This is a genomic window from Nonomuraea coxensis DSM 45129 (genome assembly GCF_019397265.1).
GTDB lineage: Bacteria > Actinomycetota > Actinomycetes > Streptosporangiales > Streptosporangiaceae > Nonomuraea > Nonomuraea coxensis.
In genome coordinates this window covers 5,838,036-5,864,608 of the sequence record NZ_CP068985.1, presented here as the reverse complement: position 1 = coordinate 5,864,608, position 26,573 = coordinate 5,838,036, and the positions used below count along the sequence as shown (strand labels likewise).

Here is a 26,573-nt window from a genome sequence, read left to right as displayed (position 1 = left end):
TGCGACATCTCGACGATGTCAGCCACGGGGTAGGGGGCGCGATTACGCGTCAGGTAAGCGAAGGCGCGGGAACGGGGGTTGAGCTGGGAAGATGCGGGCGGAAATCACCACGAAGGCGCGGTCGCCCCCCACGGAGCGACTGCGCCCGCGGCAGGGAGGCGGGTCAGGACCGGCCGGCGCCGAGGACCTCGCGGCGCAGGTGCGTCTTGAGGACCTTGCCGCCCGGGTTGCGCGGCAGCTCGCCCTCGCGGAACCACACGTGTGCCGGGATCTTGAACTTGGCGAGCCGCCCGGCCAGGAACTCCCGCAGCTCCTCCGCCGTGGCCGAGGCGCCCGGCGCGAGGCGGACGACGGCGCCGACCTCCTCGCCCAGCTCGTCGTGCGGCACCCCGATCACGGCCACGTCGTCCACCGCGGGGTGTTCGAACAGGGCCGCCTCGACCTCGGCGCAGTAGACGTTCTCGCCGCCGCGGATGACCATGTCCTTGGCGCGGTCCACGATGTAGACGAAGCCGTCCTCGTCGATCCTCGCCAGGTCGCCGGTGTGCACCCAGCCGTCGACGAACGTCTCGGCCGTGGCCTCGGGCTTGTTCCAGTAGCCGAGGATGACATTCGGGCCGCGGATGCACAGCTCGCCGACCTCGCCGGGAGCGAGCTGGGCGCCCATCGGGTCCACGACGCGCACGTCCACGACGGGGGAGGGCAGGCCGATGCTGTCCGGCTTGGCGTGGTAGTCGGCGCCGCCGTTGCCGATCGCGAGCGCGCTGGTCTCGGTCATGCCGTAGCCGTTGGAGGGGGCGCGGTCGGGCAGGTTGGTGGTGATGCGCTCCAGCAGCTTGGGCGGGGCGGGGGCGCCGCCGTAGCCGAGCGTGGAGAGGGACGACAGGTCGTGCTTGCCGAAGTCGGGGTGCGACATGAGCTGCCAGGCGTTGGTCGGCACGCCGATCATGGCGCTGACCCGCTCCCGCTCGATGAGGCGCAGCGCCTGCCCGGCGTCCCACTTGTACATGAGCACCAGGCCGCCGCCGCTGAACATCGTCGTCGTCATGGCCGAGAAGCAGCCGGTGACGTGGAACAGCGGCACGGTCAGCAGCGTGATCCTGCGGGTCCCCGCCGCGGCGGCCGGGTCCTTGCCGGCCAGCGCCACCGATCGCATGAGGCCGTAGGCGACGGTCATGGGGGACTGGCCGATGTTGCGGTGGCTGCCGAGCGCGCCCTTGGGGTTGCCGGTGGTGCCGGAGGTGTAGAAGATCGTCGCCGGGTCGTCGGGGGACAGCTCGACCCCGGGCAGCGTCACGTCGGCGGTGACCTCGCCCAGGACCTCGTCGAACGCCCGCGCGCCGCCGGTGGCCGCGCCACGGGTGACGATCATGGGCACGCCGGTGGAGGCCAGCCGTTCGGCGCGCTCGCCGTCGGCGATGAGCACCTTCGCGCCGGAGTCGCGCACGCCGTAGGCCAGCTCGCTCTCGGTCCACCAGGCGTTGAGCGGCACGGCGACGGCGCCGGCGGCGAGCGCGGCGGAGAAGGAGATGACCCATTCCGGGTAGTTGCGCATGGCCACGGCCACGCGGTCGCCCTTGCGCACGCCGTACTCGTCGACGAGGCGGTTGGCCAGCGTCGCGGCGCGGCGGAAATGGTCCTCGAACGTGATGTGCTCGTCCTCGTAGACGAGGAAGACCTTCTCGCCGTGGAACCTGCTCATCTCCAGCAGCGCCCGGAAATGAGCGGGTGCGTGCTTCCACGTCCGTACCCCGGTGTCGCCTATCTCCTCCATCTCGAAGAGCTGGCCGGGGCCGGTGAGCTGGGCCTGGACCTGGGCGTGCGTGAGGGTCATCTGCAGAACGCTCCCCGCTGTGGACGATTATTCTGGATTAGCCACAGTACCGACCGGTCAGTACGTTGCGCTAGGGTCAACCGGCTCGTGAAACTTTCACGACTTCACCGATACTTTCACCCTCCCAACTGCTGCTTTAGTTGCCGGTGAGTTACGGCATTGACCCCGAACAGCCATGTCAATACCGTCTGCGATGCGATCCACAAGGGATCGAAACTTTCGGATCGAGTGCCCGCCCCCCGGAGGTCGATGTCCGTGCTTTCGTCCGCGCTCGTCAGAGTCCTCACCCTGCTGGGGATCGTCGCAGCCTTCCTGCTGCCCACCACCTCGGCCCAAGCGTCCGCGCCGCTGCGCACGCACGCCGCCGCCAAGGGCAAGTTCATCGGCACGGCGCTCGCCACCGGCCCGCTCGGCAGTGAGACCACCTACCGCACCATCGCGGGCAGCGAGTTCAACCAGATCACCGCCGAGAACGCGATGAAGTGGGAGTCCACCGAGCCCAGCCAGGGCCAGTTCACCTTCAGCGGCGCCGACCAGATCGTCAACTTCGCCACCCAGAACAACCAGCAGGTCCACGGCCACACCCTGGTCTGGCACCAGCAGACGCCCGGCTGGGTGCAGGGTCTCGGCGCCACCGCCATGCGCTCGGCGATGCAGAACCACATCGCCCAGGTCGTCGGCCACTACGCCGACAACCCGGCCGTGGTCTCCTGGGACGTCGTCAACGAGGTCTTCGACGAGAACGGCGGCTGGCGCTCGTCGTTCTGGTACAACACGCTGGGCCAGAGCTTCGTCGCCGACGCCTTCCGCGCCGCCCGAGCCGCCGACCCCGACGCCCGGCTGTGCATCAACGACTACAACGTCGAGGGCATCAACGCCAAGAGCACCGCGATGTACAACCTGGTCTCGTCGCTGCGCCAGCAGGGCGTCCCGGTCGACTGCGTCGGCTTCCAGAGCCACCTCGCCATCCAGTACGGCTTCCCGAGCGACATGCAGCAGAACATGCAGCGCTTCGCCGCCCTCGGCGTGCAGGTCCGGGTGACCGAGCTGGACGTGCGCATGCAGACGCCGCGCGACAGCTCCAAGGACGCCACCCAGGCCACCTACTACCGCAACGTCGTCAACGCCTGCCTGGCGGTGACCGCCTGCGCCGGCGTCACCATCTGGGGCTTCACCGACAAGCACTCCTGGGTGCCTGACACCTTCCCCAACGAGGGCTTCGCGCTGCCGTGGGACGCCAACTACCAGCAGAAGCCCGCGTACACGGCCGTGCACGACGCGCTGGCGGGCGGCACGAGCGGCGACACCACCGCGCCGAGCACCCCGGGCACGCCGGCGGTCGGCACCGTCACCTCCAACTCCGCCGCCCTGACCTGGAGCGCCTCCACCGACACCGGCGGCAGCGGCCTGGCCGGCTACAACGTCTACCGCGAGCAGGGCGCCACCGACACGCTGCTCGGCCAGAGCACCACGGCCTCGATCACGCTGACCGGGCTGAGCCCCAGCACGCAGTACCAGGTGTACGTGCGCGCCAGGGACGGCGCGGGCAACCTGTCGGGCAACTCCGCGCTCGCCACGTTCACCACCCAGTCCGGGCCTGGCGGGGGCGGCGGCTGCACCGCGGCCGGCACCGTGCAGACCCAGTGGGGCGGCGGCTACGTGATCCAGCCCGTGACCGTCACCAACACCGGCACCTCCGCCATCTCCGGCTGGACCGTCACCTTCACCCTGCCCGCCGGGCACACCCTGACCGGCTCGTGGAACGCCACGCTGACGGTGAGCGGCCAGACCGTGACCGCGAAGAACGCCGCCTACAACGGCAACCTGGCGCCGAACGCCAGCACCTCCTTCGGCTTCCAGGTGGCCCGCCCGAGCGGGGACACGCAGACCCCCTCCGCCTACACCTGCGCCTGACGGCCAGGCAGACCGGGCACCCCTGGACCGCGCTCCGGGGGTGCCCGTCCCGTTCAGCGCTCCAGCGTGATGCCCTCGCGGCGCAGGTCCTCGATGACGCCGTCGACCAGGCGGGTCGCCACCGTGTGGCGCAGCCGGCCCTCCTCGCGCAGCTCGCGCACGGCCGGCACCGGGTCGGGGTCGGCGAACAGCCGCTCGTCGGAGTGGTCGGCCGGGCGGCCGGTCGGGTCGAGCGTCCACCAGGACGCCTCCAGGGCGATCCCGTTGGGGTCGCTGAAGTAGATCGAGCGCAGGAAACCGTGGTCGATGACGTCGGTGACCTCGCAGCCGTGCGCCTTCAGCCGGTCGCGCATGCGGTGCAGCGCCTCCTCGTCCGGCAGGTGCAGCGCCAGGTGGTCGAACTGGGCGGCGCGCGCGTACGGGACGCCCGCGGGTTTGGCGAAGCTGTCGAGCGGCTGGTCGGCGTACTCGAAGAAGGCGACCGTGTTGCCGGGCGCGACGTCGAAGAAGTAGTGCTTGAACGCGGGGACGGCCAGGGTGGCGACGAGGCGGGCGCCGAGGACGTCGTGCCAGAAGCGCACGGTGGCGTCCATGTCCGCGGTCACCAGGGCGAGATGGTGCACGCCACGCCAGTGCACCTGATCGGGGGTCTCAGCCATACCCCAACCGTACGCCTTTCAACTATTGCCGGTAAGCCCCCTGGCCGTGGTGGCGAGTTCACGACAAGTCGTGATCTGGCCAGGCCATCGCATGGACATCCCCTCTTAGGGATCACTAGGAATTCGGTATTCGTGCTTACCGATTCTCGGGGAGGTCGTCCATGCCGGGCAGATTGGGGCGGGCGGGCCGCCGGCGGCGGGGGGCGGTGACGGCCGCGGTCCTGGCCGTGGCCGCCTCGCTGCTCACGGCGCCCGCCGCGCGTGCGGGCGCCGCGGCGCCGGTGGAGTTCACCGGGACATTCACGGGGACGTTCACCGGCCTGCCGCAGGGCGAGGAGATCACGCTCGTCACCGGCGACCGGGTCCGGGTGCGGGCCGTGGACGGCGGGCACAGCACCGTGACCGTCACGCCCGCGCCGCGCGCCGACGGCTCGGTGCCCGCCTTCCAGGTGCTGGAGTCGGACGGCGCGGTGAGCGTCATCCCCGACGACGTCGCCGCGCTGGTGCCCGGCCGGCTCGACGCCGCGCTGTTCGACGTGACCGCGCTGGCCGAGCAGGGGTACGGCGACGCCGTCCCGCTCATCCTCACCTACGCCGCCGACGCCCCCAAGGCCGTGCTGCCGGCCCTCAAGCAGGTGCGCACGCTGGAGAGCATCGGCGGCGCGGGCGTCACCCTGGCCGCCGCCGACGCGGCCGGGCTCGGCGCGGAGCTGACCAGGCTCGCCGCCGCCCCGCGGGCGCGTACGGCCGGGCCGCTGTCCGGCGTCACCAAGATCTGGCTCGACCGCAGGATCCGGCCGGACCTCGCCGCCAGTGTCCCGCGCATCGGCGCGCCGCAGGCGTGGGCCGCCGGGTTCGACGGGACCGGCGCCACCGTCGCCGTCCTCGACACCGGCGTGGACGCCACCCACCCCGACCTGGCCGGCCGCGTCGCCGACCGGCGCGACCTGACCGGCGGGGAGACCGCCGGCGACCCGCACGGCCACGGCACGCACGTGGCGAGCACGGTGGCCGGGGCCAAGGGCGTCGCGCCCGGCGCGAAGCTGCTCGACGGCCGGGTGCTGGACGCCGACGGCTACGGCCTGTCGTCGTGGATCATCGACGGCATGGAGTGGGCGGCCGCCGAGAAGCACGCCGACATCGTCAACCTCAGCCTCGGCTCGCCGGAGCCCGGCGGCCCGCTCACCGACGCGCTCTCCCGGCTCAGCGCCGCGCACGGCACGCTGTTCGTCGTGGCCGCCGGCAACGACGGCTGCGAACGCTGCGTGGGCGCGCCCGGCGACGCTCCAGAGGCGCTGACCGTCGGCGCCGTGGACGACGCCGACCGGCTGGCCGACTTCTCCAGCCGCGGCCCGGCCGGCGCCGGCGACGACGTCAAGCCCGACGTGACCGCCCCCGGCGTGGACATCACCGCCGCCAAGGCGGGCGGCGGCGAGCTCACGATGTCCGGCACCTCGATGGCCACCCCGCACGTGGCGGGCGCGGCGGCGCTGCTGCGCCAGGCCCGGCCCGGCGTCACCGCCGCCGAGCTGAAGGCGCTGCTCATGGCCTCCGCCGTGCCCGGCGCGGACATCCCGGCGGACGCCCAGGGCGCGGGCCGCATCGACGTGGCCGCCGCGCTGAAGGCGGGCGTGGTGGCCTCCTCCGGAGGCTCGGCCGCGTTCGGCCGGGTCGCGCCGGGCGAGCGGCCGGCCAGGACCGTGACCTACCGCAACCTCGGGCAGACCCCCGCCGAGCTGGACCTGAGCGCGGGGAACGGCTTCGCCGTCGAGCCCGCCGCGCTGACGGTCCCCGCAGGAGGGACCGCCCAGGCCACGGTCACCGTCGAGGCCGCCGGGCCGGGCGCGCTGCGGGAGGAGCTGACCGCCGCCGTCGCGGGCGGCCCGCCCGTACGCACCCTGCTGACCGCCACCGTCGACGAGAAGCGGGTCGAGCTGCGCGTCCGCGGCATCGCCAGGGACGGCCGCCCGGCCCGCGGCGGCTTCACCGTGCTCGACCTGGACGAGGGCACCCTGGCCGGCCGCCTGCTGCCGGGCGACCCCGCCGAGCCGTGCACCGACCAGAAGTACGGCAGCGGCACCTGCCTGCTCGTCCGGCCCGGCACGTACTCGGTGCTCGGCCACGTCTTCACCATGCCCGCCGACCAGGACAGCACCGCGAGCGGCAAGCCGCTCAACGAGAGCCTGCTCGGCGACCCCGAGCTGCGGATCACCGAGGACACCGAGGTCGTGCTGGACGCCCGCGAGGCCGTCGAGGTGCTGGTCGACACCCCCGACCACGAGACCAAGCGCAACACCGGCGCCGCCGCCGCGCTCATGTGGTACCGCAGCGGCGGCCAGGGGACGGCGCTGCGCGGCGGCACGACCATCACGCCCGGCTCGCAGATCGAGGAGCGGCTGTTCGTGCAGCCGACGCGGAAGGTCACCAAGGGCACGTTCGTCGTCGCCACCCGCTGGCGGCTGCAGGCCCCCGCGATCGCCTTCACCGCGCCCGGGCTGAGACTGACCCCCGAGTACGTCGATCCCGTCCACTTCAGCGACTTCGCCGCCGAGTACCCCCGCCTGGACGGCACCCGCGCGCTCCTCGCCGTGGACGCCGGCCGGGGCAGCGCGAAGGAGATCGAGGCCCGTGACCTGCGCGGCCGGCTCGCGGTCATCCGCCGCACGGCGGACGTGCCGGTCGCCACGCAGGCCAACGCCGCCGCCGCGGCGGGCGCGGCGATGGTGGCCGTCTGGGCCGACCGGCCCGGCGCCGACGCCGGCGCCGGCGGCAGCGGGGTGAAGCTGGCCGTGCCGACCGTGCGGCTCAGCCACGAGGAGGGGCTGGCGCTGACCGCGCGGCTGCGCCTGCTGCCGCTGCCCGTCGTCGCCAAGGGCGTGACCGCAAGCCCGTACGCCTACGACCTGTACCTGCGCGAGCAGGGCCGGGTGCCGGACCGGCTCCGCTACACCGTCCGCGCCCGCTCCCTGGCCAGGATCGACACCGCCTACCACAGCCAGCTCGCCGGCGACGTGACCGCGAACGAGGCCCGCTTCGCCTTCGAGCCCTGGGACGCCGTCTCCGTCGCGACGAACCTGCCCCTGGCGAAGGTGCCGCGCACCCGGGCCGACTACGTCACGCCCGATCCCGGAGTGCGCTGGACCACCTCGGCGATCAGCCCGGAGCGTCCCTACAACACCATGTGGCCGCATCCGCAGACGCCGCGCCTGTCGATGGCCTCGCCCGAGTTCCGCGCGTACGAGGCGGGGGAGCGCGGCGAGCGGAGCGTGTTCCGGCAGCCGCTGCTGCCCGGCGTCAACCCGCGCAACCCGGTCCGCCGGGAGGGCGACCTGCTGCGGATCTCCATGCAGGGCTTCGTCGACGCCGGGGGCAACTTCGGCGAGGCCTACACCAGCGACTTCGAGCACGGGCTGAAGACCGACTTCCGGGTCTACCGCGACGACACGCTGATGTGGCGGACGAACTACCTGCCGGCGGGGTCGGGCGTGGTGCCGGCCGGGCGGGCGCGCTACCGCATCGAGTACGACGTGGCCAACGAGGCCGTGTGGGCGAGGATGTCCACCAGGACCAGGGCGGTGTGGACGTTCGCCTCCGCGCACGCGGCGCAGGCCGAGGTGCTGCCGCTGCTCATGGCCCGCTTCGACGCGCCGGTCGACCTGCGCAACCAGGCCGGGTCGCGAACGCTGCGGCTGACGGTGTCCCACCAGGAGGGGGCCGAGGCGAGCGCGGTCAAGGACGTGGCGCTGGAGGTGTCGTACGACGACGGCGCCACGTGGAGCGCCGCCCGCCTGCGGAGCACCGGCGGGGGCGGCTACACGACGACGCTCGGCCACGCCCGCCCCGGTTTCGTCTCGCTCCGGCTCACGGCCGCCGACGCCGCCGGCGGCACGCTGTCCCAGGAGGTGATCCGCGCCTACGCCCTGCGCTGAGCGGGTCAGCGGGCCGCCGTCCAGAGCGCCGGGTCGTAGGAGGAGGAGACCCGCTCCGGCTCGGGGGCGCGGGTGAGCAGCGCCTGGGAGACGCCGGCCTTCATCAGGGCGGCGAGCCGCAGCACCGGCATCAGCGTCAGCGCGAACAGCACGCCGATGCCGGTGTTGACGAGCACGACGGCCAGATCGCCCGCGACCAGCCACTCGGGCAGCCCCAGCCAGGAGGGCAGCGGCGACTCGACGCCGGGGATGCGGGCGATGATCCAGCCGTACAGCGGGAAGGTGAGGCCGGCGATCGTCCCGGCCCACCAGGTCACGCCCAGCACGAACGAGACCAGCGCGAACGGGAAGGCGACGATCCCGTGCAGCAGGTCCATCCACGCCTGCCCGGAGGCGAGCGGGTTGAGCAGCCGGCGCAGCCGCCCCGCCTCCGGCGGCACCGGCGTGTAGCGGGGGCGGCCGACCGGGTGGCCGAGGACGGCGGGCAGCGCGGCCCGCTCGGCGTCGGCGAGGCCGCGGGCCGCGAAGGCGGCCCCGGCCAGCAGAGGCAGCCCGACGAAGGCGACGGCCGCGCCGAGCCCGGCCGACAGCCCGGCGACGGCGACGACGAAGTGGACCACGGCCACGGGCAGGCCCAGCAGGACGTAGCGGGTGTCGGCGGCGACACGGCGCAGGAAGGAGGTCATGCCGCTCACGCTACGGGCGGCGGCCCCGCCCGCTCGATCCCGCGCACGCCCCAACCCTTGGTAGGGCCAGCCCTACCGGAAGCCGCGCTCGGACCGGTCCTGGCGGAAGGCGTCCAGACGGCCGAAGTCCAGCTCGTGGACCGAGACGGCGGCGTCCGGCGGACCGGTGAAGAACTCGGTGTGGGTGCGCGGGCAGGGGTTGGCCAGGCCGGTCACGCCCGCGCACGGATGCCCGTGGTAGGTGGTCTCGTGGTGCCAGTCGCTCACCGCCACGTACGTCGTGAACTCGTAGGCGCGGGCGACGCTCATGTGCTGCCAGAGCTGCCGGGCGGGGGCGGGCCCGTCCCAGCGGGTCACCGAGAAGGCGGGCACCAGCACGGCGTCCGGTTCGTCCGCGCCGGCCAGGCTGGAGGAGTACCACAGGTCGGCGCAGAGCAGTACGTGCAGGCGGCGGCCGTTCAGCTCGAAGCCGCCGCCGGGACGGCCGGGGACGACGCCCGAGCGCAGCTCCAGCCCGTACGGGTGGGCCTTGTCGTACGCGGCCAGCAGGGTGCCGTCCTGGCCGGCCGCCACGCCCCTGTTGACCCGGCCGCCCGGGCCGGAGTCGTCGTAGTGGGAACCGCCGACCACGGCCATCCCCGAGCCCCTGGCCAGCTCGCGCACCCGGGTTAAGTAGTCGGCGCGCGGCAGGGTGGCGCCGGCCAGCTCGGGCAGGATCATCAGGTCGGCGGAGCCGGGGGTGACCAGCGACTCGACGGCGTCGAAGTTGGCGTGGCCGTCGGAGGAGTAGCGCGGCGGCTGCACAAGGAGGATCTTCACCTCTCCTACTCTGTCCCCCTGGGGATGGCGGCCAGCAGTTCGCGGGTGTAGCCGTCGGCCGGCCGGTCGAAGATCTCCTCCGTCGTGCCGCTCTCCACGATCCGCCCGCGCCGCATCACGTGCACCTGGTGCGAGATCATCCGGACCACCGCCAGGTCGTGGCTGATGAACAGGTAGCTGAGGCCCAGCTCGCGCTGCAGCTCGCCGAGCAGCTCCAGGATCTGGGCCTGGACCAGCACGTCGAGCGCGGAGACCGCCTCGTCGAGCACCACCAGCTCGGGCGACAGGGCGAGGGCCCGCGCGATGGCCACCCGCTGGCGCTGGCCGCCGGACAGCTCGTGCGGCAGCCGCTCGCCCATCGAGGCCGGCAGCGACACCTGCTCCAGCAGGCGGGCGGCGGCCGCGCGGCGCTCGGCGGCGGTGCCGACGCCGTGCACGCGCAGCGGCTCGGTGATCGACTTCTCGACGGTGTAGCGGGGGTCGAGCGAGGCGTACGGGTTCTGGAAGACCGGCTGCACCCGGCGGCGGAAGGCGAACAGCTCGCGCCGCCCCAGCCCGGCCAGGTCGGTGCCGTCGAAGCGGATGCGGCCGGCCGTGGCCGCCTCCAGCCCGAGCACCAGGTTGGCGGTCGTGGACTTGCCCGAGCCGGACTCGCCGACGATCGCCACCGTACGGCCGCGCGGGATCCGGAAGGAGACCTCGTCCACCGCGACCAGCTCCTCGCCCGTGCCGCGCAGCGGGAAGACCTTGCGCAGCCCCTCGACGACGACCAGGTCCTCCGGCGGCGGCCCCGGCGGCTCGGCCACCCGCACCGACGACAGGCTCGGCGCCGCGCGCAGCAGCCGCCTGGTGTAGTCGTGACCGGGCGCGGCCAGGATCTCCGCCGCCGGCCCCGTCTCCACGATCTCGCCCTGGTACATCACGGCCACCACGTCCGCCCGCTCGGCCGCGAGCGCCAGGTCGTGCGTGATGAGGAGCACCGCCGTGCCCATCTCCGCCGTGAGCGCGGCGAGCTGGTCGAGGATGCGCCGCTGCACGGTCACGTCCAGCGCGGAGGTGGGCTCGTCGGCGATGAGCAGCCGCGGCCGGCAGGCCAGCCCCATGGCGATCAGCGCCCGCTGGCGCATGCCGCCGGAGAACTCGTGCGGGTACTGCCTGACCCGCCGCTCCGGATCCGGGATGCCGACCAGGTCCAGCAGCTCCAGCACCCGCGCGCGGGCCGCTCTGCCGGTGGCCGTGCCGTGCACCTCCAGCGCCTCGGCGATCTGGTCGCCGACCCGCATGAGCGGGTTGAGGTTCGACATGGGGTCCTGGGGGACCAGGCCGATGCCCGCGCCGCGGATCGCGGTCATCTCCCTGCGGCTCGCCCGCGCCAGGTCGCGCCCCTCGAACAGGATCTCGCCGGCGGTGATGCGGCCGTTGTCCGGCAGGAGCCGGTTGATCGCGGCGGCCGTGGTGGACTTGCCCGAGCCCGACTCGCCGACGACCGCGACGGTCTGGCCGGGCAGGATCTCCATCGAGACGTCCCGTACGGCGGTGACGTCCTGCTTGCGGGTGCGGAAGGCGACCGACAGGCCGCGGATCTCCAGGAGCGGGGTCATGCGTTCCTCGTCTGTCGCGTGACGGCCTGCAGCAGGCCGTGCCAGAGGTCGTCGGTCGGCGTCGGCTCGCCGGTGACGAGCAGGCGGTTGCTCGCCACGACCAGGGCCACGTCCCGGCCGGGGACGAAGCCGATCGCGCAGCCGACGTACCCGGGATGGCCGAGCACGGTCACGCGCTCGCCGCCCAGGTCGAGGGCGTAGCGGCGGAAGCCGAGCGCCTGCTCGGGATCGGGGCCGGGGGCGAGGAACTCGCGGACCGTCTCCGGCCGCCACAGCCGGTCGTGCTCCTCGTACCGGGACATCGCCAGGCAGTACCGCAGCAGGTCGGGGACGGTCGAGAAGAGCCCTGCGTGGCCGGCGACGCCGTCGAGGGCGTGGAAGGCGTTGCCGTCGGCCGGCTCGCCCACCACCGGCCCGCGCCGCCAGCCGGCGAAGTCGGCGCTGCGATAGGGGACCGGGTAGGGGCGGCCGGTGTCCAGCATGGTCATCTCCACCCGGTCGTCGAGGGCGCTCATGGCGACCTCGGTGCCCGTGGGGCGGGCGTAGGTGGTGCGGGTCAGGCCGAGCGGCCTGGTCACCAGCTCGGCCACGGCCCGGTCGAGCCGCAGCCCGGTCACGGCCGAGACGATCCGGCCGAGCAGGATGAAGCCGAGGTCGGAGTAGTGCCGGGCGCGGCCGGGCCGGTAGCGCGGCGGCGGCAGGTCCGCCCGCACGTACAGCGGCCACCACTCCCACAGGCCGCCCCGGTGCAGCAGCAGGTCCCGCACGGTGATCGCCTCGTACGAGTGCGGCAGGTACGCGCTGAGCGGCGCGTCCAGGTCCACGAGCCGCTCCGACACCAGCCGGATGAGCGCCGTGGTGGTCGCCACGACCTTGGTGACCGAGGCGAGGTCGTGGTGGGTGTCCGGCGTCATGGGGTCCTCGCCGGCCAGCGCCCCGCCCTCCTGGCGGACGGTGCGGTGGCCGGTGCACTCGTCGAGGTCGAACCACGGCGTGCGCGCGGCGGTGACGAGGCCCGGCGGCGGCTCCGGCGGCCGTTCCGCGAGGGCCGGGTCCCCGCCGCTCACCGGGCCAGCACCAGCGAACGCGGTGGCACGGCCGCCGGCGCGGGCAGGACCAGCGGCCCCGCGCCGGGCGTCAGCGTGCCGAGGACGCGCGGCGCGGACGCGCCCGTACCGCCGGGGACGGTGCCGGGCAGGCCGTGCGCGCTCAGCCAGCCGATCAGCGCGAACGCGATGGCCTCCTTGTCGTCGGCGGGCGCCCCGTAGGCGTCGGACACCGACACCCGCACGCCGGGCAGGGCCGCGCGCAGGCCGTCCATGACGACCGGGTTGTGGCAGCCGCCGCCGGAGACGACCAGCGTCGCCACGCCGGCGGCCCGCACGTCGGCGGCCACGGTCCGCACGGTCAGCTCGGTGAGGGTCGCCACCAGGTCGGCGTCGCCCACGTCCCCTTCCCGCAGGCCCGCCAGGGCGGCCTCCACGTAGTCCAGGTGGAACAGCTCCTTGCCGGTGCTCTTCGGCGGGGCCAGCCGGTAGTAGGGCTCCTCCAGCAGCGCCGCCAGCAGGCCGGGGTGCACCCGCCCCGAGGCCGCGATCGCGCCGCCGGCGTCGTAGCCCCGGGGGTCCAGGCCGCGGGCGGTCACCACGGCGTCGATGAGCGCGTTCGCCGGGCCGATGTCGTAGGCGTGCACCCGGCCGTCGCGCAGCACGGTCATGTTCGCGATGCCGCCCAGGTTGAGCGCCGCGGCGCCGGCATCGGGGCCGTCCTCCAGGCCGCCCAGCAGCAGCTTGTCCAGCACCGACACCAGCGGCGCGCCGTGCCCGCCCGCGGTGATGTCGCGGACGCGCACGTCCGACAGCACCGGTACGCCGGTCCGCTCGGCGATCCAGGCCGGCTGCCCGATCTGCAGGGTGCCGCGCGCGTGCGCCCCCTCCACCCAGTGGAACACCGTCTGCCCGTGGGAGACGATCAGGTCGACCGGGCCGCCCGCCTCGATCGCCGCCGCCGCGGCCTCGGCGAAGCACTGCCCGATGAGCGTGTCCAGCACGCACACCTCCGCCAGCGTCACGGGCGCGGGCGGCAGCGCCGCGAGCAGCCGCGCCCGCAGCTCCGCCGGGTACGGCGTGCTCGCCGTGTGCCCGACCCGGCCGCGCAGCACCTCGCCCTCCGGCGTGAAGTCGACGACGGCCACGTCGATGCCGTCGTGCGACGTGCCGGAGATCATCCCGAGAATCCTCATGCGCGCTCCCCCAGAGCCGCCCGCAGCCGCCCGCCGGCCCCGGCCAGCCGCGCCGCGGCCTCCTGGGGCGTCAGGTCGAACCGTGAGGCGACGACCGCCTGTTTGACGTTGAACCCGTTCTGGCGGAGCGCGGTCAGCGCCTCGGCGCGGCCGGCCCCGGTGATCGTCCGCACGATGCGCACGGCGCGCTCGCGCAGCTTGCCGTTGCTCGGCCGCACGTCCACCATCAGGTTCCCGTACGTCTTGCCGAGCTGGACCATGACGATGGTCGAGAACATGTTGAGCACGAGCTTCTGCGCCGTGCCCGCCTTGAGCCGGGTCGAGCCGCTGATCACCTCGGGGCCGACCGGCACCTCGACGGCGTGGGCGGCCGCCGCGCCGAGCGGCGTCCCGGTGTTGCAGGCGAGCCCCACGGTCAGCGCGCCGCGCTCGGCCGCCCGCCGCACGGCGGCCACCACGTACGGCGTCCGCCCGCTGGAGGCGATGCCCACGACGGTGTCGAGCGGCCCGACGCCGGCCTCGTCCATGGCGGCGGCGCCGGCCTCCTCGTCGTCCTCGGCCCCTTCGCAGGGCGCGACGATCGCCCGCGGGCCGCCCGCGATGATCGCGAACACCTGGTCGGGCGGTGTCCCGAAGGTCGGCGGGCACTCGGAGGCGTCCAGCACGCCGAGCCGTCCCGGCGTGCCCGCCCCCACGTAGACCAGCCGCCCGCCGCGCCGCATGCGCTCGGCGGTGGCCTCGATCGCCGCGACGATCTGGGGCAGCGCTCCCGCCACGGCGGCGGGGACGGTGGCGTCGGCCGCGTTCATGGTCGCGGCGAGCTCCGCGACGCTCATCGTGTCGATGCCGGAGAAGCGGGGGTCGGCCGCTTCCGTGGTCAGGTTCGTCAGATTCACCGCTTGCCTCGGTTTCGCGGGTCGAGAGTGTCACGCAGGCCGTCGCCCAGCAGGTTGAGCCCCACCACGAGCAGCACGACGACCGCGCCGGGCGCGATCAGCGTCCAGGGGGCCACGAACACCAGGCTGCGCGCCTCGAAGATCATCGAGCCGAGCGACGGCGCGGGTGGCGGCGTGCCGAGCCCCAGGAAGCTCAGCGACGCCTCGGTCAGCACCGCCCACGACAACGACAGGGCGACCTGGATGACGATGATCGAGGTGATGTTGGGCAGCACGTGCCGGAACATGATCTGGGCGCGGCTCTGGCCGGTCGCGACGGCGGCCCTGACGTACTCGATCTCCCTGAGCGACAGCACGGGGCCGCGGGTGACGCGGATGAAGATCGGCACGTACACGACGGCGATGGCCACCGCCACGGTGAACCAGTTGCGCTCCAGCACCGACGCCAGCGACAGCGCCAGCAGCAGCGGCGGGAACGCGAACAGCACGTTCGTCACCCCGCCGATCGCGCCGTCGGCGAGGCCCCGGTAGAAGCCGGACACCAGGCCGCCGAGCGTGCCCGCCACGGTCGCGAACGCCACCGCGACGACCGCGATGAGCGCCGAGTTGCCCACCCCGGCCGCCACCCGGGAGAACACGTCCCTGCCGAACTGGTCGGTCCCGAACAGGTGAGACCCCGACGGCGCGAGGAAACGCTCCGGCGGGTTCTGCGCGATCGGGTCGTAGGGCAGCAGCCCGAGGAACGACAGCGCCGCCACCACGGCCAGCAGCACCAGGATCACCGTGCCCGACACCGCGGCGGGGCTCCTGCGCAGCGCGTTCACGACGCCCTCACCCGCGGGTCGATCACCCGGTAGAGCACGTCGGTCAGCAGGTTCACCAGCACGAACGCCAGCGCGATCACCAGCACCGTGCTCTGCACCACCGCGTACTCCTTCTGCTGGATGCCGAGCAGCACCTGCCGCCCGATGCCGGGCACGGAGAAGATCTGCTCGACCACGACGGCCCCGCCGAGCAGGTAGCCGAACTGCAGCCCGGTCATGGTGACGATGGGCACGAGCGCGTTGCCGAGCACGTGCCTGACCTGCAGCCGCCGTTCCGGCACGCCCTTGGCGCGGGCGGTGCGGACGAAGTCCTCCGAGCGCACCTCCAACACCGCCGCGCGGGTGGTGCGCAGGATCGGCGCGGCGATGCCGAAGCCCAGCACGAGCGCGGGCAGGACCATCTGCCGCAGGTTGAGCAGCGGGTCCTCGGCCAGGGTCGCGAAGCCCTGCCCGTTGGGGTTGAAGCCGAACGAGGCGGCGAACACCGACAGCAGCGTCGTGGCCAGCAGGAACGCCGGGATCGACAGCCCGGCGAGGCTTACGACCTGCCCGAGCGCGTCGCGCGCGGAGTTGGCGCGGGAGGCGGCCAGCATGCCGAGCGGCACCCCGATGAGCAGCGCCAGCACGATCGACAGCACCGCCAGCTCGACCGTCACCGGCAGCGAGCGCAGCGTGAGGTCGAGCACGCTCTGCTGGTTGCGGGCGGAGTAGCCGAAGTTGCCGGTGAACATGTTGCCGAGCCAGGCGAAGAACTGCGCGACCAGGGGGCGGTCGAGCCCGTAGTAGCGCTCCAGCGCCGCCTGCTGGGCCGGGGTGAGCGCGGCGGCCTCGGTGCCGAGGCCCGCGGTGATCTGGTTGCCGGGGATCGCCCGGAGCATGACGAACACGAACACCGCCACCCCGAACAGGGTGCCGGCCGTGCCCGCCGCGCGCCGGACGACCCGGTTGCGGAGGAGCGCGCGCATGTCAGGAGACGGACGTGGCGCGCAGCGACTGGAGTGAGCCGTTGGCCATCGGCGTGAAGCCCTGCACGCCCGCGGTCGTCGCCGTGTAGGTGTAGCCGGAGAACAGCCAGATCCAGGCCGCGTTGTCCTCCAGCTCGGCGGCCACCTGGTCGTAGATCGCCTTGCGGGCGGCCTGGTCGGTGGTCGCCTTGCCCTCGGCGAACAGCTTGTCCAGCTTGTCGGAGCTGTAGCCGGCGACCTTGTTGAGGTTGCCGTCGCTGGTGAAGTAGCGGCCGTAGGAGCCGTCGGGGTCGGGACGGCCGCCGTTGAGCGCCACGGCCGCGTCGAAGTCGGCGGCCACCCAGCGGTCCACGAACGCGCCGGACTCCAGCACCTCCAGGTCCAGGTTGATCTTGGCCTCGGCGAGCTGGGCCTTGAGGTTCTGGGCCTCGTTGACGGAGGTGGCGTACTCGCCCTGGGAGACGATGGTCTTGATGGTCACCCCGCCGGACTTGCCGGCCTTGCCGAGGTAGTCGGCGGCCTTGGCCAGGTCGCGGGCAGGGCAGGGCCGCTTGTCCGGGTCCGACTTGAAGGCCGGCGCGGTGTTGGGGCCGGTCACCTCGCCCTGGCCCAGCGCGGCGGTGTCGAGCACCTGCTTGCGGTCGATCGCGCACTGCACGGCGAGGCGCACGTTGACGTCGCCGAGCTCGCCGCGGCGCGCGTTGAGCTGGAGCACGTGGTAGTTGAGCTGCGGCGTCTTCGCGACGGTGATCGTGCCGCCGCCCTCGGCGGTCTGCGCCACCAGCGGGTCGTTGAAGACGGCGAGCTGCACGTTGCCCGACTGCATGGCCGAGACGATGGACGACTCGTCGGGGATCACCCGGAACTCGACCGCCGGCGACTTCGCCTTCTCCGCGCCCCAGTAGGCGTCGTTCCTGGTCAGGGTGAGCGACTGGCTCGGCACCCGCTTGCCCAGCTTGAAAGGGCCGGTCCCGTTGGGGGTGGCGGACAGCTTCTCCTCGGTGTCGTCGGAGGAGAGCATCGCCATGTTCACCGTGGCCAGGTTGGCGGGCAGCGCGGCGTCCGGCGTGGACAGCGTGAGCACCACCGTGGCCGCGTCGGGCGCCTCGACGGACTTCACCGACGACAGCGAGGCGCGGGCCACGGCCGCGGTCTTCTCGTCCATGATCTTGTCAAGGGAGGACTTGACGTCCGCGGAGTCGAAGGCGCTGCCGTCGGCGAAGGTGACGCCCTGGCGCAGCTTGAGCGTCAGGGTCTTGCCGTCCTCGGAGGCGTCCCACGACTCGGCGAGCCCGGGGACCACGTTGAGGTCCTTGTCGAACTCGGTCAGCGTGCCGTACAGGTTCTGCAGCACGTTGACGGCCTGGAACTGGGTGGCCTTCCAGGGGAACAAGGTGTCCGGGTCGGAGGTCACGCCGACGACCAGCGGCTTGCCGCCGCCCGTCCCCTCCGCGCCGGGGGCGGGCTCCGAGGAGGACGAGCAACTGGCGAGGGCAAGGGAAAGCGTCGCGGCGAGGGCGGCCGCGGAAAGCGCGCCACGGGGCATGTGGCCTCCTCAGGGCATTAGGTTATAAAATTACCCAGACCCTACCACCAGGGTATTTTCTTTTCCTGACCGGGATGGTTGACCATGGCCGAGGACGCCGGAACCCTGCTGATCCGCATCCGCGCGGCCATGCCCGGCCTGCGCCCGTCCGAGCGGCGCATCGCCGAGGCGTTCGCGGCCGCCCCCGCGGCGGCGAACCTGTCGATCGCCGACCTCGCCGCCCGCTGCGCCACCTCGACCACCTCGGTCGTCCGCTTCTACCGGCGCATGGGCTACGCCCACTACAAGGACTTCACCATCGACCTGACCAGGGCGCTGGCCAGGGAGGAGCTGGCGACCTCCGGCCTGGCCGAGGCGCCTGGCGACATCGACCGCAACGACAGCCTGGCCGGCATCGTCTCCAAGGTCGCCACGAACGAGACGCTCTCCATCGCCGACACCGCCCGCTCCCTCGACCTGGACGCCCTCGCCCGCGCGGTCGAGCTGGTCGGGGCCGCGCGCCGCATCGACACCTTCGGCGTCGGCGCGAGCGCCCTGGTCGGTCTCGACCTGCAGCAGAAGCTCTCCCGCATCGGCCGCACCGCGATCAACTGGCACGACGCCCACTCCGCGTGGACCTCGGCCGTCACCCTGGACGGCACCTGCGTGGCGGTGGCGGTCTCGCACAGCGGCACCACCGTGGACACCACCGAGTTCCTGGCCATCGCCCGCAAGTCCGGCGCGGCCACGGTCGCCATCACGAACTTCCTGGACTCGCCGCTGGCCCGCGCCGCCGACGTGACCCTCACCACGGCCGCCCGCGAGACCGCGTTCCGCTCCGGCGCGCTCGGCAGCCGCATCGCCCAGCTCATGGTGGTGGACTGCCTCTTCACCGGAGTGGCCCAGGCGTCGTACGACGCCTCGATGGCGGCGCTGCGCGACACGTACGCGGTGGTGCACACGAGGGTGGTCAAGCGCGGGTAGCGGTGGGCGGCGGACCGGAACGTCCGATATGGTCCCGTCGTGATCAACGGGCCCTCCCGCCGCGCTCTCCTCACCGGAACGCTCGCCGGTCTCGCCGCCGCCACGCCGTCCGCCGCGTCCGCGTCGGTGAGGGGCGGCTTACCCTTCCGCCCCAACATCGTGGTCATCCTCGCCGACGACCTCGGATGGGGAGAGCTCGGCAGCTACGGCCAGCGCCTGATCAGGACGCCGAACCTGGACCGGATGGCGGCCGAGGGCGTGCGCTTCACCGACGCCTACGCGGGCGCTCCGCTCTGCGCCCCCTCCCGCTGCGCGCTGCTCACCGGCTTGCACGCCGGCCACGGCACCGTACGCGAGAACCCCGGCGGCGGCCCCCAGCACGCGCTCACCTCCGCCGACCTCACCTTCGGCGAGCTGCTGCAGCTGTCCGGCTACCGCACCGCCTGCATCGGCAAGTGGGGCTTCGGCCCCGACCGGGCCGGGCAGCCCTCGCACCCCAACGAGCGCGGCTTCGAGGAGTTCTACGGCTACATCGGCCACAGGCACGCCCACCAGTACTTCCCGAAGTACCTCTGGCACAACGGCGAGAAGGTCCGCCTCGACGGCCGTCAGTACGCCCCCGACCTGTTCCGCCGGCGCGCCGTCAGCTACATCGAGCAGCACCGCGACGAGCCGTTCCTGCTCTACTACCCGACGAACCTGCCGCACGCGCCGAGCGCGGTCCCCGGCGACGCCGGCCCCTACGAGAGCCGCCCCTGGAGCGAGGCCAACCGCCGCCACGCCGCCCAGGTCACCCGCCTGGACCGGGACGTCGCCGCGCTGACGGGCGCGCTGCGCGCGAGCGGGCTGGCCGAGCGCACGCTGGTGCTGTTCCTCAGCGACAACGGCCCGCACCACGAGCAGGGCGTGACGCCCGACCTGTTCGACGCCAACGGCCCCTACCGGTCGGGCAAGCGCGCGATGTACGAGGGCGGCCTCCGCGTGCCGTTCATCGCCTGGTCCCCGGCGCTGCGGCCCCGGGTGGTCCGGCAGCCCGTGGCGGGCTGGGACCTGATGCCGACGCTGGCCGACCTCGCCGGGGTTCCGGTGCCCGCCCGGCTGGACGGCGTCTCCTTCCGCGGCCTGCTCACCGGCGCGGGCGCGCCCAGGCACAAGCACCTCGTCTGGAACCGGCCCAGGAAGGCGCAGGCCATCCGCCGCGGCCGGTGGAAGGCCGTGCGCCTCGCCCCCGACGTCGCCGGGGCCGAGCACGAGTGGCGCGTCGAGCTGTACGACCTGACCACCGACCCGGGGGAGCGCCACGACCTGGCCGCCGCCCGCCCCGACCTGGCCGCCGAGCTCGCGGCCACGCTCGACGCCGCGATCGGCGACGACCCGCGGATCCCGTACGGGCTGCGGAGCGAGGTCGTCGGCGACGAGATCGTGGTCACCCTGGAGAACGGCTCTGGCGTGCCCTGGAACGACGTGGTGCTCGGCGTGGACGGCCCGCGCAAGGCCCGCGCGAGCAAGGTGGAGCGGGTCGAGCCCGGCATGGCGATCTCGGTCGGCTTCCCGCTGCCCGCCGCCGGCCCCGGCCGCCTGGTGGCCCGCGCCGCGTTCAGGGCGCTCGGCCGCTCGCAGCTCTTCCGCCGCCCGCACGCGAGGAGCGCCCTGGCCTCCCGCTGACCTCCGCGACAGCCGTACGTCACCGCTCTCCGCCACCAGAGGCGTGAAGATCCACTACACCGGCGGCAAGGTGGCCGCCGACCTCGTGCCCCGGCGACCCCCTCTACCGCTGGCTGCGCGCCGGAGCCGGACGCCCGTGACCGCTCAGGACAGCCGGCCCACCTGGGCGAGTGCCTGCTTGAGCAGCACGCCCTGCCCGCCCGTCATCTCCTGCTGCACCGCCGGTGAGCCCGCCTCCTCCGGCGTGAACCACACCAGGTCGAGCGCGTCCTGCCGGGGCCGGCAGTCGCCCGCGACGGGCACGATGTAGGCCAGCGACACCGCGTGCTGGCGCGGGTCGTGATAGGGGGTGACGCCCGGCGTCGGGAAGTACTCGGCGATCGTGAACGGCTGCGGCGACGCCGGGATCCGGGGGAGCGCCACGGGGCCGAGGTCCTTCTCCAGATGGCGCAGCAGCGCGTCGCGCACCCGCTCGTGGTGCAGCACCCGGCCCGAGACCAGCGCCCTGCTGACCGTTCCGTCGGACGCGATGCGCAGCAGCAGGCCGACGTGGGTGACCACGCCGAATTCGTCGACCCGCACCGGTACGGCGTCGACGTAGAGGATCGGCATGCGGCCGCGTACCGACTCCAGCTCTTCCGGTGACAGCCAGGCGGGCGTCGTTTCGGTCTTTTCGGTCATTGCTTGATCGTACGGCCTAGGTCCTCAGCGCCGTGCCCTGACCGCCGGTGGCGGCAGAGTGCGCCCCGCCAGCCACGACGCCGCGCAGACGGCCAGCACGATGCCGAGGAACGGCAGATAGTCGACGATCTTCTTGCTCATGCGCCCTCACGCTCCGCTCGCGGAGGAGCCCCCGATGGCCCCGGTCCGACTTCTGCCCGGCCGGTCGCGGCCGGAAACCGGCAGGCCGCCCGGCCCGCTCAGGCCGCCTGGGTGAAGACGCGGGAGGCGGCCTCGTCCCAGGCGCGGGCGTCGCCCGAGGGCTCGTAGCGGCGCAGCGGCCCGGCCGCGGCCACCAGCGCCCGCATCTCGTCCAGGCCCGACACGAGCCCGGCGGCGCGCGCCTGCACCAGCACGTTGCCGAACGTCGTCGCCTCGGCCGGACCGGCCACCACCGGCAGGCCGCAGGCGTCCGCGGTGAGCCGGCACAGCAGCTCGTTGCGCGAGCCGCCGCCCACCAGGTGGACGACCTCGACCTCGCGCCCCGACAGCTCCATGGCCTGCCGCACCGCCCGCCGGTGCCCGAGCGCCAGGCTCTCCAGCACGCACCGCACGTAGCCGGCCTCGGTGACCGGCGGGGCCTGGCCGGTGCGGCGGCACTCGGCGGCGATCCTCGCCGGCATGTCGCCCGGCGGCAGGAACACCGGCTCGTCCGGGTTGACCACGGCGGCGAAGGGCGGCTCGCCGGCCGCCGCCTTCAGCAACTGCCCCAGGTCGGCGCCCCGCCAGGCGCGCAGGCACTCCTGCAGCAGCCACAGGCCCATCACGTTGCGCAGATAGCGCACGGTGCCGTCGACGCCGGCCTCGTTGGTGAAGTTCGCCGCCCGGCTCTCCGGCGTCAGCACCGGCTCCGGCAGCTCCACCCCGGCCAGCGACCAGGTGCCGCACGAGACGTAGGCGAACGCGGGGCCGGTCGCGGGCACGGCGGCGACGGCGGAGGCGGTGTCGTGCGAGCCGACCGCCCGCACCGGGGCCGACCAGCCGAGCTCGGCGGCCACGTCGGGCCGCATCCCGCCGATCTCCTCGCCCGGCTGTCGCAGCGGCGGGAACAGCCGGGCGGGCAGGCCCATCCGCTCGATCAGCGGGTACGCCCACGTCCTGCCGCGCACGTCGAGCAGGCCCGTGGTGGAGGCGTTGGTGACCTCCGCGCCCACCTCGCCGGTCAGCCAGTACGCCAGCAGGTCGGGCACCAGCAGCATCGTGGCCGCCCGGTCGAGCCGGTCGGCGAGCAACTGGTAGACGGTGTTGAACGGGAGCACCTGGAGCCCGTTGGTCTCGTACAGGGTCTCCGCGCCGACCTCGGCGGCCACCCGCTCGGCCACGCCCTGGGTGCGGTCGTCGCGGTAGTGCACCGGGTTGCCGAGGAGCGCGCCGCTCTCGTCGAGCAGGCCGTAGTCGACGGCCCAGGAGTCGACGCCGACGGAGGAGACCGGCCCGGCGGCCCGCAGCCCGGCCAGGATCTCCCGGTAGAGGCCGAGGACGTCCCAGTGGAGCCGGCCGGCCACGCGGACCGGGCCGTTGGGGAAGCGGTGGGCCTCGGTCAGCGTGAGGCCGTCCGACAGGTCGGCCAGCATCACCCGGCCGCTGGAGGCCCCGAGGTCGACGGCGGCGAATCGGCGGCTCATTGGGTGGACTCCCTCGCGACCAGCTCGGGCTGGAACATGATGTGCTGGTGCGCGTGCGTGTCGGGGTTGTCGCACTCGTCCAGCAGCAGCTCGGTGGCGATGCGCCCGAGCTGGTACGTCGGCTGCCGCATCGAGCTCAGCGACACCGTCGAGGCGGCGGCGAAGTCGATGTCGTCGTAGCCGATCAGCGCCACGTCCTCGGGCACCCGCACGCCGGCCCGCAGCAGCGCCCGCAGCACGCCGAGGGCGAGCAGGTCGTTGGCGCAGAAGACCGCCTCGGGCAGGGCGCCGGCCGCCAGCAGCTCGGCGGCGGCCTTCTCGCCCGCGCGGGCGGTCATCGTGGCCGCCTCCACGACGCGCAGCTCCGCCGGGTCGAGCCCGGCGCCGCGCAGCGCCGCCCGCGCCCCGTCGCGGCGCTCCACGCACTGGCGGATGGTCAGCGGGCCGGTGACGCAGGCGACGCTCCGCGCGCCCTGGGCCAGCAGGTGCGCCACGGCGGCCCGGCCGCCTGCCACGTCGTCCACGGCGACCGCGCACTGGTCGGGCCGATGCGCGGGATGGTCCACGAGGACCACGCTGATGCCGTGCTCGCGCAGCCGGTCGAGCCGGCCGGGGTCCTCGCCGGACGGGGTGATCAGCACGCCGCGCACCCGGTGCTCGGCCAGCACCCGCAGGTTGCGGTCCTCCTTGTCGGGGGAGCCCGCCGAGTTGCCGAGGATCACGGCGTAGCCCAGGTCACTGGCGACGTCCTCGACGCCGGCGGCGACCTCGGTGAAGAACGGGTTGCCGATGTCGATCACGCTCAGGCCGATCGTCCTGCTGTGCCCGGCGCGCAGCGTCGAGGCCGAGCCGTGCCGGACGAACCCCAGCTCGCTGATGGCCGCCTCGACGCGCTCCCTGGTGGCGGGGGCGACCTTGCCCGGCCGGTTCAGGACGTTGGAGACCGTGCCGGGGGAGACGCCGGCGTGCGCGGCGACGTCCTTGATGCTGACCATGGCCATGAAGCCTCATTAAAACGTACCAACAGGCGGGGCGCCAGTCAGCCCGCAGCCGTCCGGCCGAGCCGCCCGCCGACGTCGGTGCGATGCTGCTGAAACGCTCTCCTCCCTGCGACGGACATTGAACGACGGCATTGAATCGTTCTTCGACCCGGCGCGCACCCGTCGTCCTCCGCCTCGAGCGTGAACGACGGGAAACGGCCATTTCCCCTGTGCCGACCAGCGCCGACAGCCTTGCCCGGCCCGCGTGCCCTTGTGCCACGATGGCCAGGAACGTTTTAATCCCCGGTGAATCTCATGGACGAAAGGCAGGCTCATGCCGGATGTCATCGCCTACGGCGGCGACTGGAATCCCGAGCAGTGGCCCGAGGAGACGTGGCACCAGGACGTCGCGCTCATGCGCGACGCCGGCGTCAACCAGGTCAGCCTCGGGATCTTCTCCTGGTCCGTGCTGGAACCCGCTGAGGGGGTGTTCGACTTCGGCTGGCTCGACCGCGCCATGGACCTGCTGGCCGCGAACGGCATCAGCGCCGGCCTGGCCACCCCCACAGCCTCGCCGCCGCCGTGGTTCGCCGCCTCCTACCCCGAGGCGCTGCCGGTCGACGCCGACGGCCGCCGCCTCCACCACGGCAGCAGGCAGGGCTTCTGCCCCAGCTCGCCCATCTACCGCGACCGGGCCCTGCGCGTCGCCGGGAGGATCGCCACCCGCTACGCCGGCCATCCCGCGCTGACCCTCTGGCACGTGCACAACGAGTACGGCTGCCACAACGCCCGCTGCTACTGCGACACTTCGGCGGACGCCTTCCGCGCCTGGCTGCGCGCCCGCTACGGCTCGCTCGACGCGCTCAACGACGCCTGGGGCACCGCCTTCTGGTCGCAGCGCTACGGCGACTGGACGCAGATCCTGCCGCCCCGCGCCACCCCCAGCTTCACCAACCCCGGCCAGCAGCTCGACTTCCGCCGGTTCAGCTCCGACGCCCTGGTGGAGCTCTACACCGCCGAGCGCGACCTGCTGAGATCCATCACCCCGGACATCCCCGTCACCACGAACCTCATGGCCGGCGCCCACTGGGACATGGACTGCTGGGCCTTCGCCGCCGAGGTCGACGTGGTCGCCACCGACCACTACCTGATCGGGGCGCGCGCCGAGCCGCACATCGACCTGGCCTTCGCCGCCGACTACGCCCGCTCGCTGAACGGCGGCCGGCCCTGGCTGCTGATGGAGCACTCCACCAGCGCCGTCAACTGGCAGCCGCGCAACCTCGCCAAGGCCCCGGGAGAGCTGCGCCGCAACTCGTTCCAGCACCTGGCCAGGGGCGCGGACGGCATCATGTTCTTCCAGTGGCGGGCCTCCCGCGCCGGGGCCGAGAAGTGGCACTCGGCGATGCTGCCGCACGCCGGCACCGACACGAAGATCTTCAGGGAGGTCACGGCGCTCGGGGCCGAGCTCGCCGGGCTGGACGGCGTGCCGGGCAGCCGGGTGACGGCCGAGGCCGCGATCCTGCTCGACCACGCGAGCGTCTGGGCGCAGGACCACCCCGCCCAGCCGAGCTCCGAGCTGGACCCGGTGGAGGAGGCCAAGCGCTGGCACGCCGCCCTGTGGCGGGCGGGGATCACCTGCGACCTGGCCCACCCCGAGGGCGACCTGAGCGGCTACCGGCTGGTCCTGGTCCCCATGCTCTACCTGGTGAGCGACGCGGGGGCGGCCGGTCTCGCGGACTTCACCCGCGCGGGTGGCGTGACGCTGGTGGGGCCGTACAGCGGGATCGTGGACGAGCACGACCGGGTCCGCCTCGGCGGCTACCCGGGCGCCTGGCGGGAGCTGCTCGGGGTGAGCGTCGAGGAGTTCTTCCCCCTGGAGGGGCCGATCGCGCTGGAGTCGGGCGGCACCGGGACGGTCTGGAGCGAGCTGGCGCACGTCACCGGGGCCAAGGTGCTGGACGCGTACGCGACGGGCGGGCCCGCCTGGACCCGCCACGAGCAGGGCGGCGGCGCGGCCCACTACCTGACCACCCGCTTGGACGACGCCGCCCTGGCCCGCGTGCTCGCGGCGGTGTGCGCCGAGGCCGGCGTGCGCCCGGCCGCGACGGCCCCGCCGGGCGTCGAGGTGGTGCGCCGAGCGCACGCCGGCGGCCGCGCGTTCCTGTTCGCGATCAACCACACCGGCGCGGACGCCGAGGTGACGACGCCTGGCGGGGCCCGCGTCGCCGTGCCCGCCGGCGACGTGCTGATCCTGCCGGAGGATTAAAACGGTTCACCGCCCCGGGCGGACCCTCCGGGGCGGTGAACGCATTGACAGCACGGACCAGGGATCATAGTTTCCCGCATGGAGGATTAAAACGTTTTGAAAGGAGTGCCGGTGCAACGGATCTGCTTCCTGCTGAAAGTCCGCCCCGAACGGCTGGCGGAATACCGCGAACGCCACCGGGACGTCTGGCCCGAGATGCGAGAGGCGCTGTCCCGCACCGGCTGGCACAACTACTCGCTGTTCCTCCGCGACGACGGCCTGCTCGTGGGCTACCTGGAGACCGACGACTTCGAAGCCGCCAGGAAGGCCATGGCCGAGACCGAGGTCAACGCCCGCTGGCAGGCCGAGATGGCGCCGTTCTTCGAGGAGCTCGACGGGCGGCCCGACGAGGGCATGACGCCGCTGACCGAAGTGTTCCACCTGGATTGATCGGGGAGCT

At 73.5% G+C, this 26,573-nt stretch carries 20 protein-coding genes; 6 read left to right on the top strand and 14 right to left on the bottom strand.

All coding sequences use genetic code 11. The features are described from left to right. Positions 1-163: 163 nt before the first annotated feature. Entirely contained in the window at positions 164-1,834 is a 1,671-nt protein-coding gene (locus tag Nocox_RS27405; protein ID WP_020547106.1) for a class I adenylate-forming enzyme family protein, read from the bottom strand. A 249-nt stretch (positions 1,835-2,083) separates the two neighbouring features. Between Nocox_RS27405 and Nocox_RS27400 the strand changes: the two genes are divergently transcribed. Then, entirely contained in the window at positions 2,084-3,748 is a 1,665-nt protein-coding gene (locus tag Nocox_RS27400) for an endo-1,4-beta-xylanase (RefSeq protein WP_020547105.1), read from the top strand. A gap of 53 nt (positions 3,749-3,801) precedes the next feature. Here the strand turns inward: Nocox_RS27400 and Nocox_RS27395 are convergent, their stop codons facing one another. Continuing rightward, positions 3,802-4,407, bottom strand: coding sequence for a VOC family protein (locus tag Nocox_RS27395; RefSeq protein WP_020547104.1), 606 nt, complete (start codon positions 4,405-4,407; stop codon positions 3,802-3,804). Between the two features lie 161 nt (positions 4,408-4,568). Here Nocox_RS27395 and Nocox_RS27390 point away from each other — a divergent pair, with 161 nt between their 5' ends. Next, on the top strand, positions 4,569-8,336 hold the full coding sequence (locus Nocox_RS27390) for a S8 family peptidase (protein ID WP_157383454.1): 3,768 nt from the start codon (positions 4,569-4,571) through the stop codon (positions 8,334-8,336). 5 nt (positions 8,337-8,341) lie between these two features. Here Nocox_RS27390 and Nocox_RS27385 read toward each other — a convergent pair whose 3' ends face one another. The 9 genes from Nocox_RS27385 to Nocox_RS27345 all read right to left on the bottom strand — a co-directional run bounded on the left by Nocox_RS27385 (position 8,342) and on the right by Nocox_RS27345 (position 17,915). After that, a complete protein-coding gene (locus tag Nocox_RS27385) occupies positions 8,342-9,022 on the bottom strand; it encodes a sensor domain-containing protein (protein ID WP_020547102.1) in 681 nt (226 codons plus the stop codon). 72 nt (positions 9,023-9,094) lie between these two features. After that, on the bottom strand, positions 9,095-9,841 hold the full coding sequence (locus Nocox_RS27380) for a carbon-nitrogen hydrolase family protein (RefSeq protein WP_020547101.1): 747 nt from the start codon (positions 9,839-9,841) through the stop codon (positions 9,095-9,097). A 5-nt stretch (positions 9,842-9,846) separates the two neighbouring features. Continuing rightward, on the bottom strand, positions 9,847-11,442 hold the full coding sequence (locus Nocox_RS27375; RefSeq protein WP_020547100.1) for an ABC transporter ATP-binding protein: 1,596 nt from the start codon (positions 11,440-11,442) through the stop codon (positions 9,847-9,849). Beyond that, a complete protein-coding gene (locus Nocox_RS27370; protein WP_020547099.1) occupies positions 11,439-12,509 on the bottom strand; it encodes a serine hydrolase domain-containing protein in 1,071 nt (356 codons plus the stop codon). The genes Nocox_RS27375 and Nocox_RS27370 overlap by 4 nt, the downstream gene beginning before the upstream one ends. Further along, a complete protein-coding gene (locus Nocox_RS27365) occupies positions 12,506-13,684 on the bottom strand; it encodes an anhydro-N-acetylmuramic acid kinase (RefSeq protein WP_026215149.1) in 1,179 nt (392 codons plus the stop codon). Before Nocox_RS27365 ends, Nocox_RS27370 begins: the two co-directional genes overlap by 4 nt. Next, positions 13,681-14,580: an N-acetylmuramic acid 6-phosphate etherase gene (murQ, locus tag Nocox_RS27360; protein ID WP_020547097.1), complete on the bottom strand. Its 900-nt coding sequence runs from the start codon at positions 14,578-14,580 to the stop codon at positions 13,681-13,683. Before murQ ends, Nocox_RS27365 begins: the two co-directional genes overlap by 4 nt. After that, positions 14,577-15,404, bottom strand: a complete 828-nt coding sequence (locus Nocox_RS27355; RefSeq protein WP_020547096.1) for an ABC transporter permease — start codon at positions 15,402-15,404, stop codon at positions 14,577-14,579. Before Nocox_RS27355 ends, murQ begins: the two co-directional genes overlap by 4 nt. Continuing rightward, positions 15,401-16,369: an ABC transporter permease gene (locus Nocox_RS27350; RefSeq protein ID WP_020547095.1), complete on the bottom strand. Its 969-nt coding sequence runs from the start codon at positions 16,367-16,369 to the stop codon at positions 15,401-15,403. The genes Nocox_RS27355 and Nocox_RS27350 overlap by 4 nt, the downstream gene beginning before the upstream one ends. Position 16,370: 1 nt before the next feature. Beyond that, positions 16,371-17,915, bottom strand: coding sequence for an ABC transporter substrate-binding protein (locus Nocox_RS27345; protein ID WP_020547094.1), 1,545 nt, complete (start codon positions 17,913-17,915; stop codon positions 16,371-16,373). A gap of 84 nt (positions 17,916-17,999) precedes the next feature. Between Nocox_RS27345 and Nocox_RS27340 the strand changes: the two genes are divergently transcribed. Continuing rightward, positions 18,000-18,878, top strand: a complete 879-nt coding sequence (locus Nocox_RS27340; protein WP_020547093.1) for a MurR/RpiR family transcriptional regulator — start codon at positions 18,000-18,002, stop codon at positions 18,876-18,878. 39 nt (positions 18,879-18,917) lie between these two features. Next, positions 18,918-20,543 carry an arylsulfatase gene (locus Nocox_RS27335; protein ID WP_020547092.1) on the top strand — a complete coding sequence of 542 codons (1,626 nt, stop codon included), beginning with the start codon at positions 18,918-18,920 and terminating at the stop codon, positions 20,541-20,543. A gap of 144 nt (positions 20,544-20,687) precedes the next feature. Here Nocox_RS27335 and Nocox_RS27330 read toward each other — a convergent pair whose 3' ends face one another. From Nocox_RS27330 to Nocox_RS27320, 3 genes are all read right to left on the bottom strand, one after another. After that, a complete protein-coding gene (locus Nocox_RS27330; RefSeq protein WP_020547091.1) occupies positions 20,688-21,224 on the bottom strand; it encodes an NUDIX hydrolase family protein in 537 nt (178 codons plus the stop codon). Positions 21,225-21,463: 239 nt separating this feature from the next. Beyond that, complete coding sequence (locus Nocox_RS27325) at positions 21,464-22,888, bottom strand: rhamnulokinase (protein WP_020547089.1); 1,425 nt, start codon at positions 22,886-22,888, stop codon at positions 21,464-21,466. Continuing rightward, positions 22,885-23,889 carry a LacI family DNA-binding transcriptional regulator gene (locus tag Nocox_RS27320; RefSeq protein ID WP_020547088.1) on the bottom strand — a complete coding sequence of 335 codons (1,005 nt, stop codon included), beginning with the start codon at positions 23,887-23,889 and terminating at the stop codon, positions 22,885-22,887. The genes Nocox_RS27325 and Nocox_RS27320 overlap by 4 nt, the downstream gene beginning before the upstream one ends. A gap of 313 nt (positions 23,890-24,202) precedes the next feature. Between Nocox_RS27320 and Nocox_RS27315 the strand changes: the two genes are divergently transcribed. Further along, entirely contained in the window at positions 24,203-26,134 is a 1,932-nt protein-coding gene (locus Nocox_RS27315) for a beta-galactosidase (RefSeq protein ID WP_020547087.1), read from the top strand. 111 nt (positions 26,135-26,245) lie between these two features. After that, positions 26,246-26,563 carry an L-rhamnose mutarotase gene (locus Nocox_RS27310; protein WP_020547086.1) on the top strand — a complete coding sequence of 106 codons (318 nt, stop codon included), beginning with the start codon at positions 26,246-26,248 and terminating at the stop codon, positions 26,561-26,563. Positions 26,564-26,573: the final 10 nt, after the last annotated feature.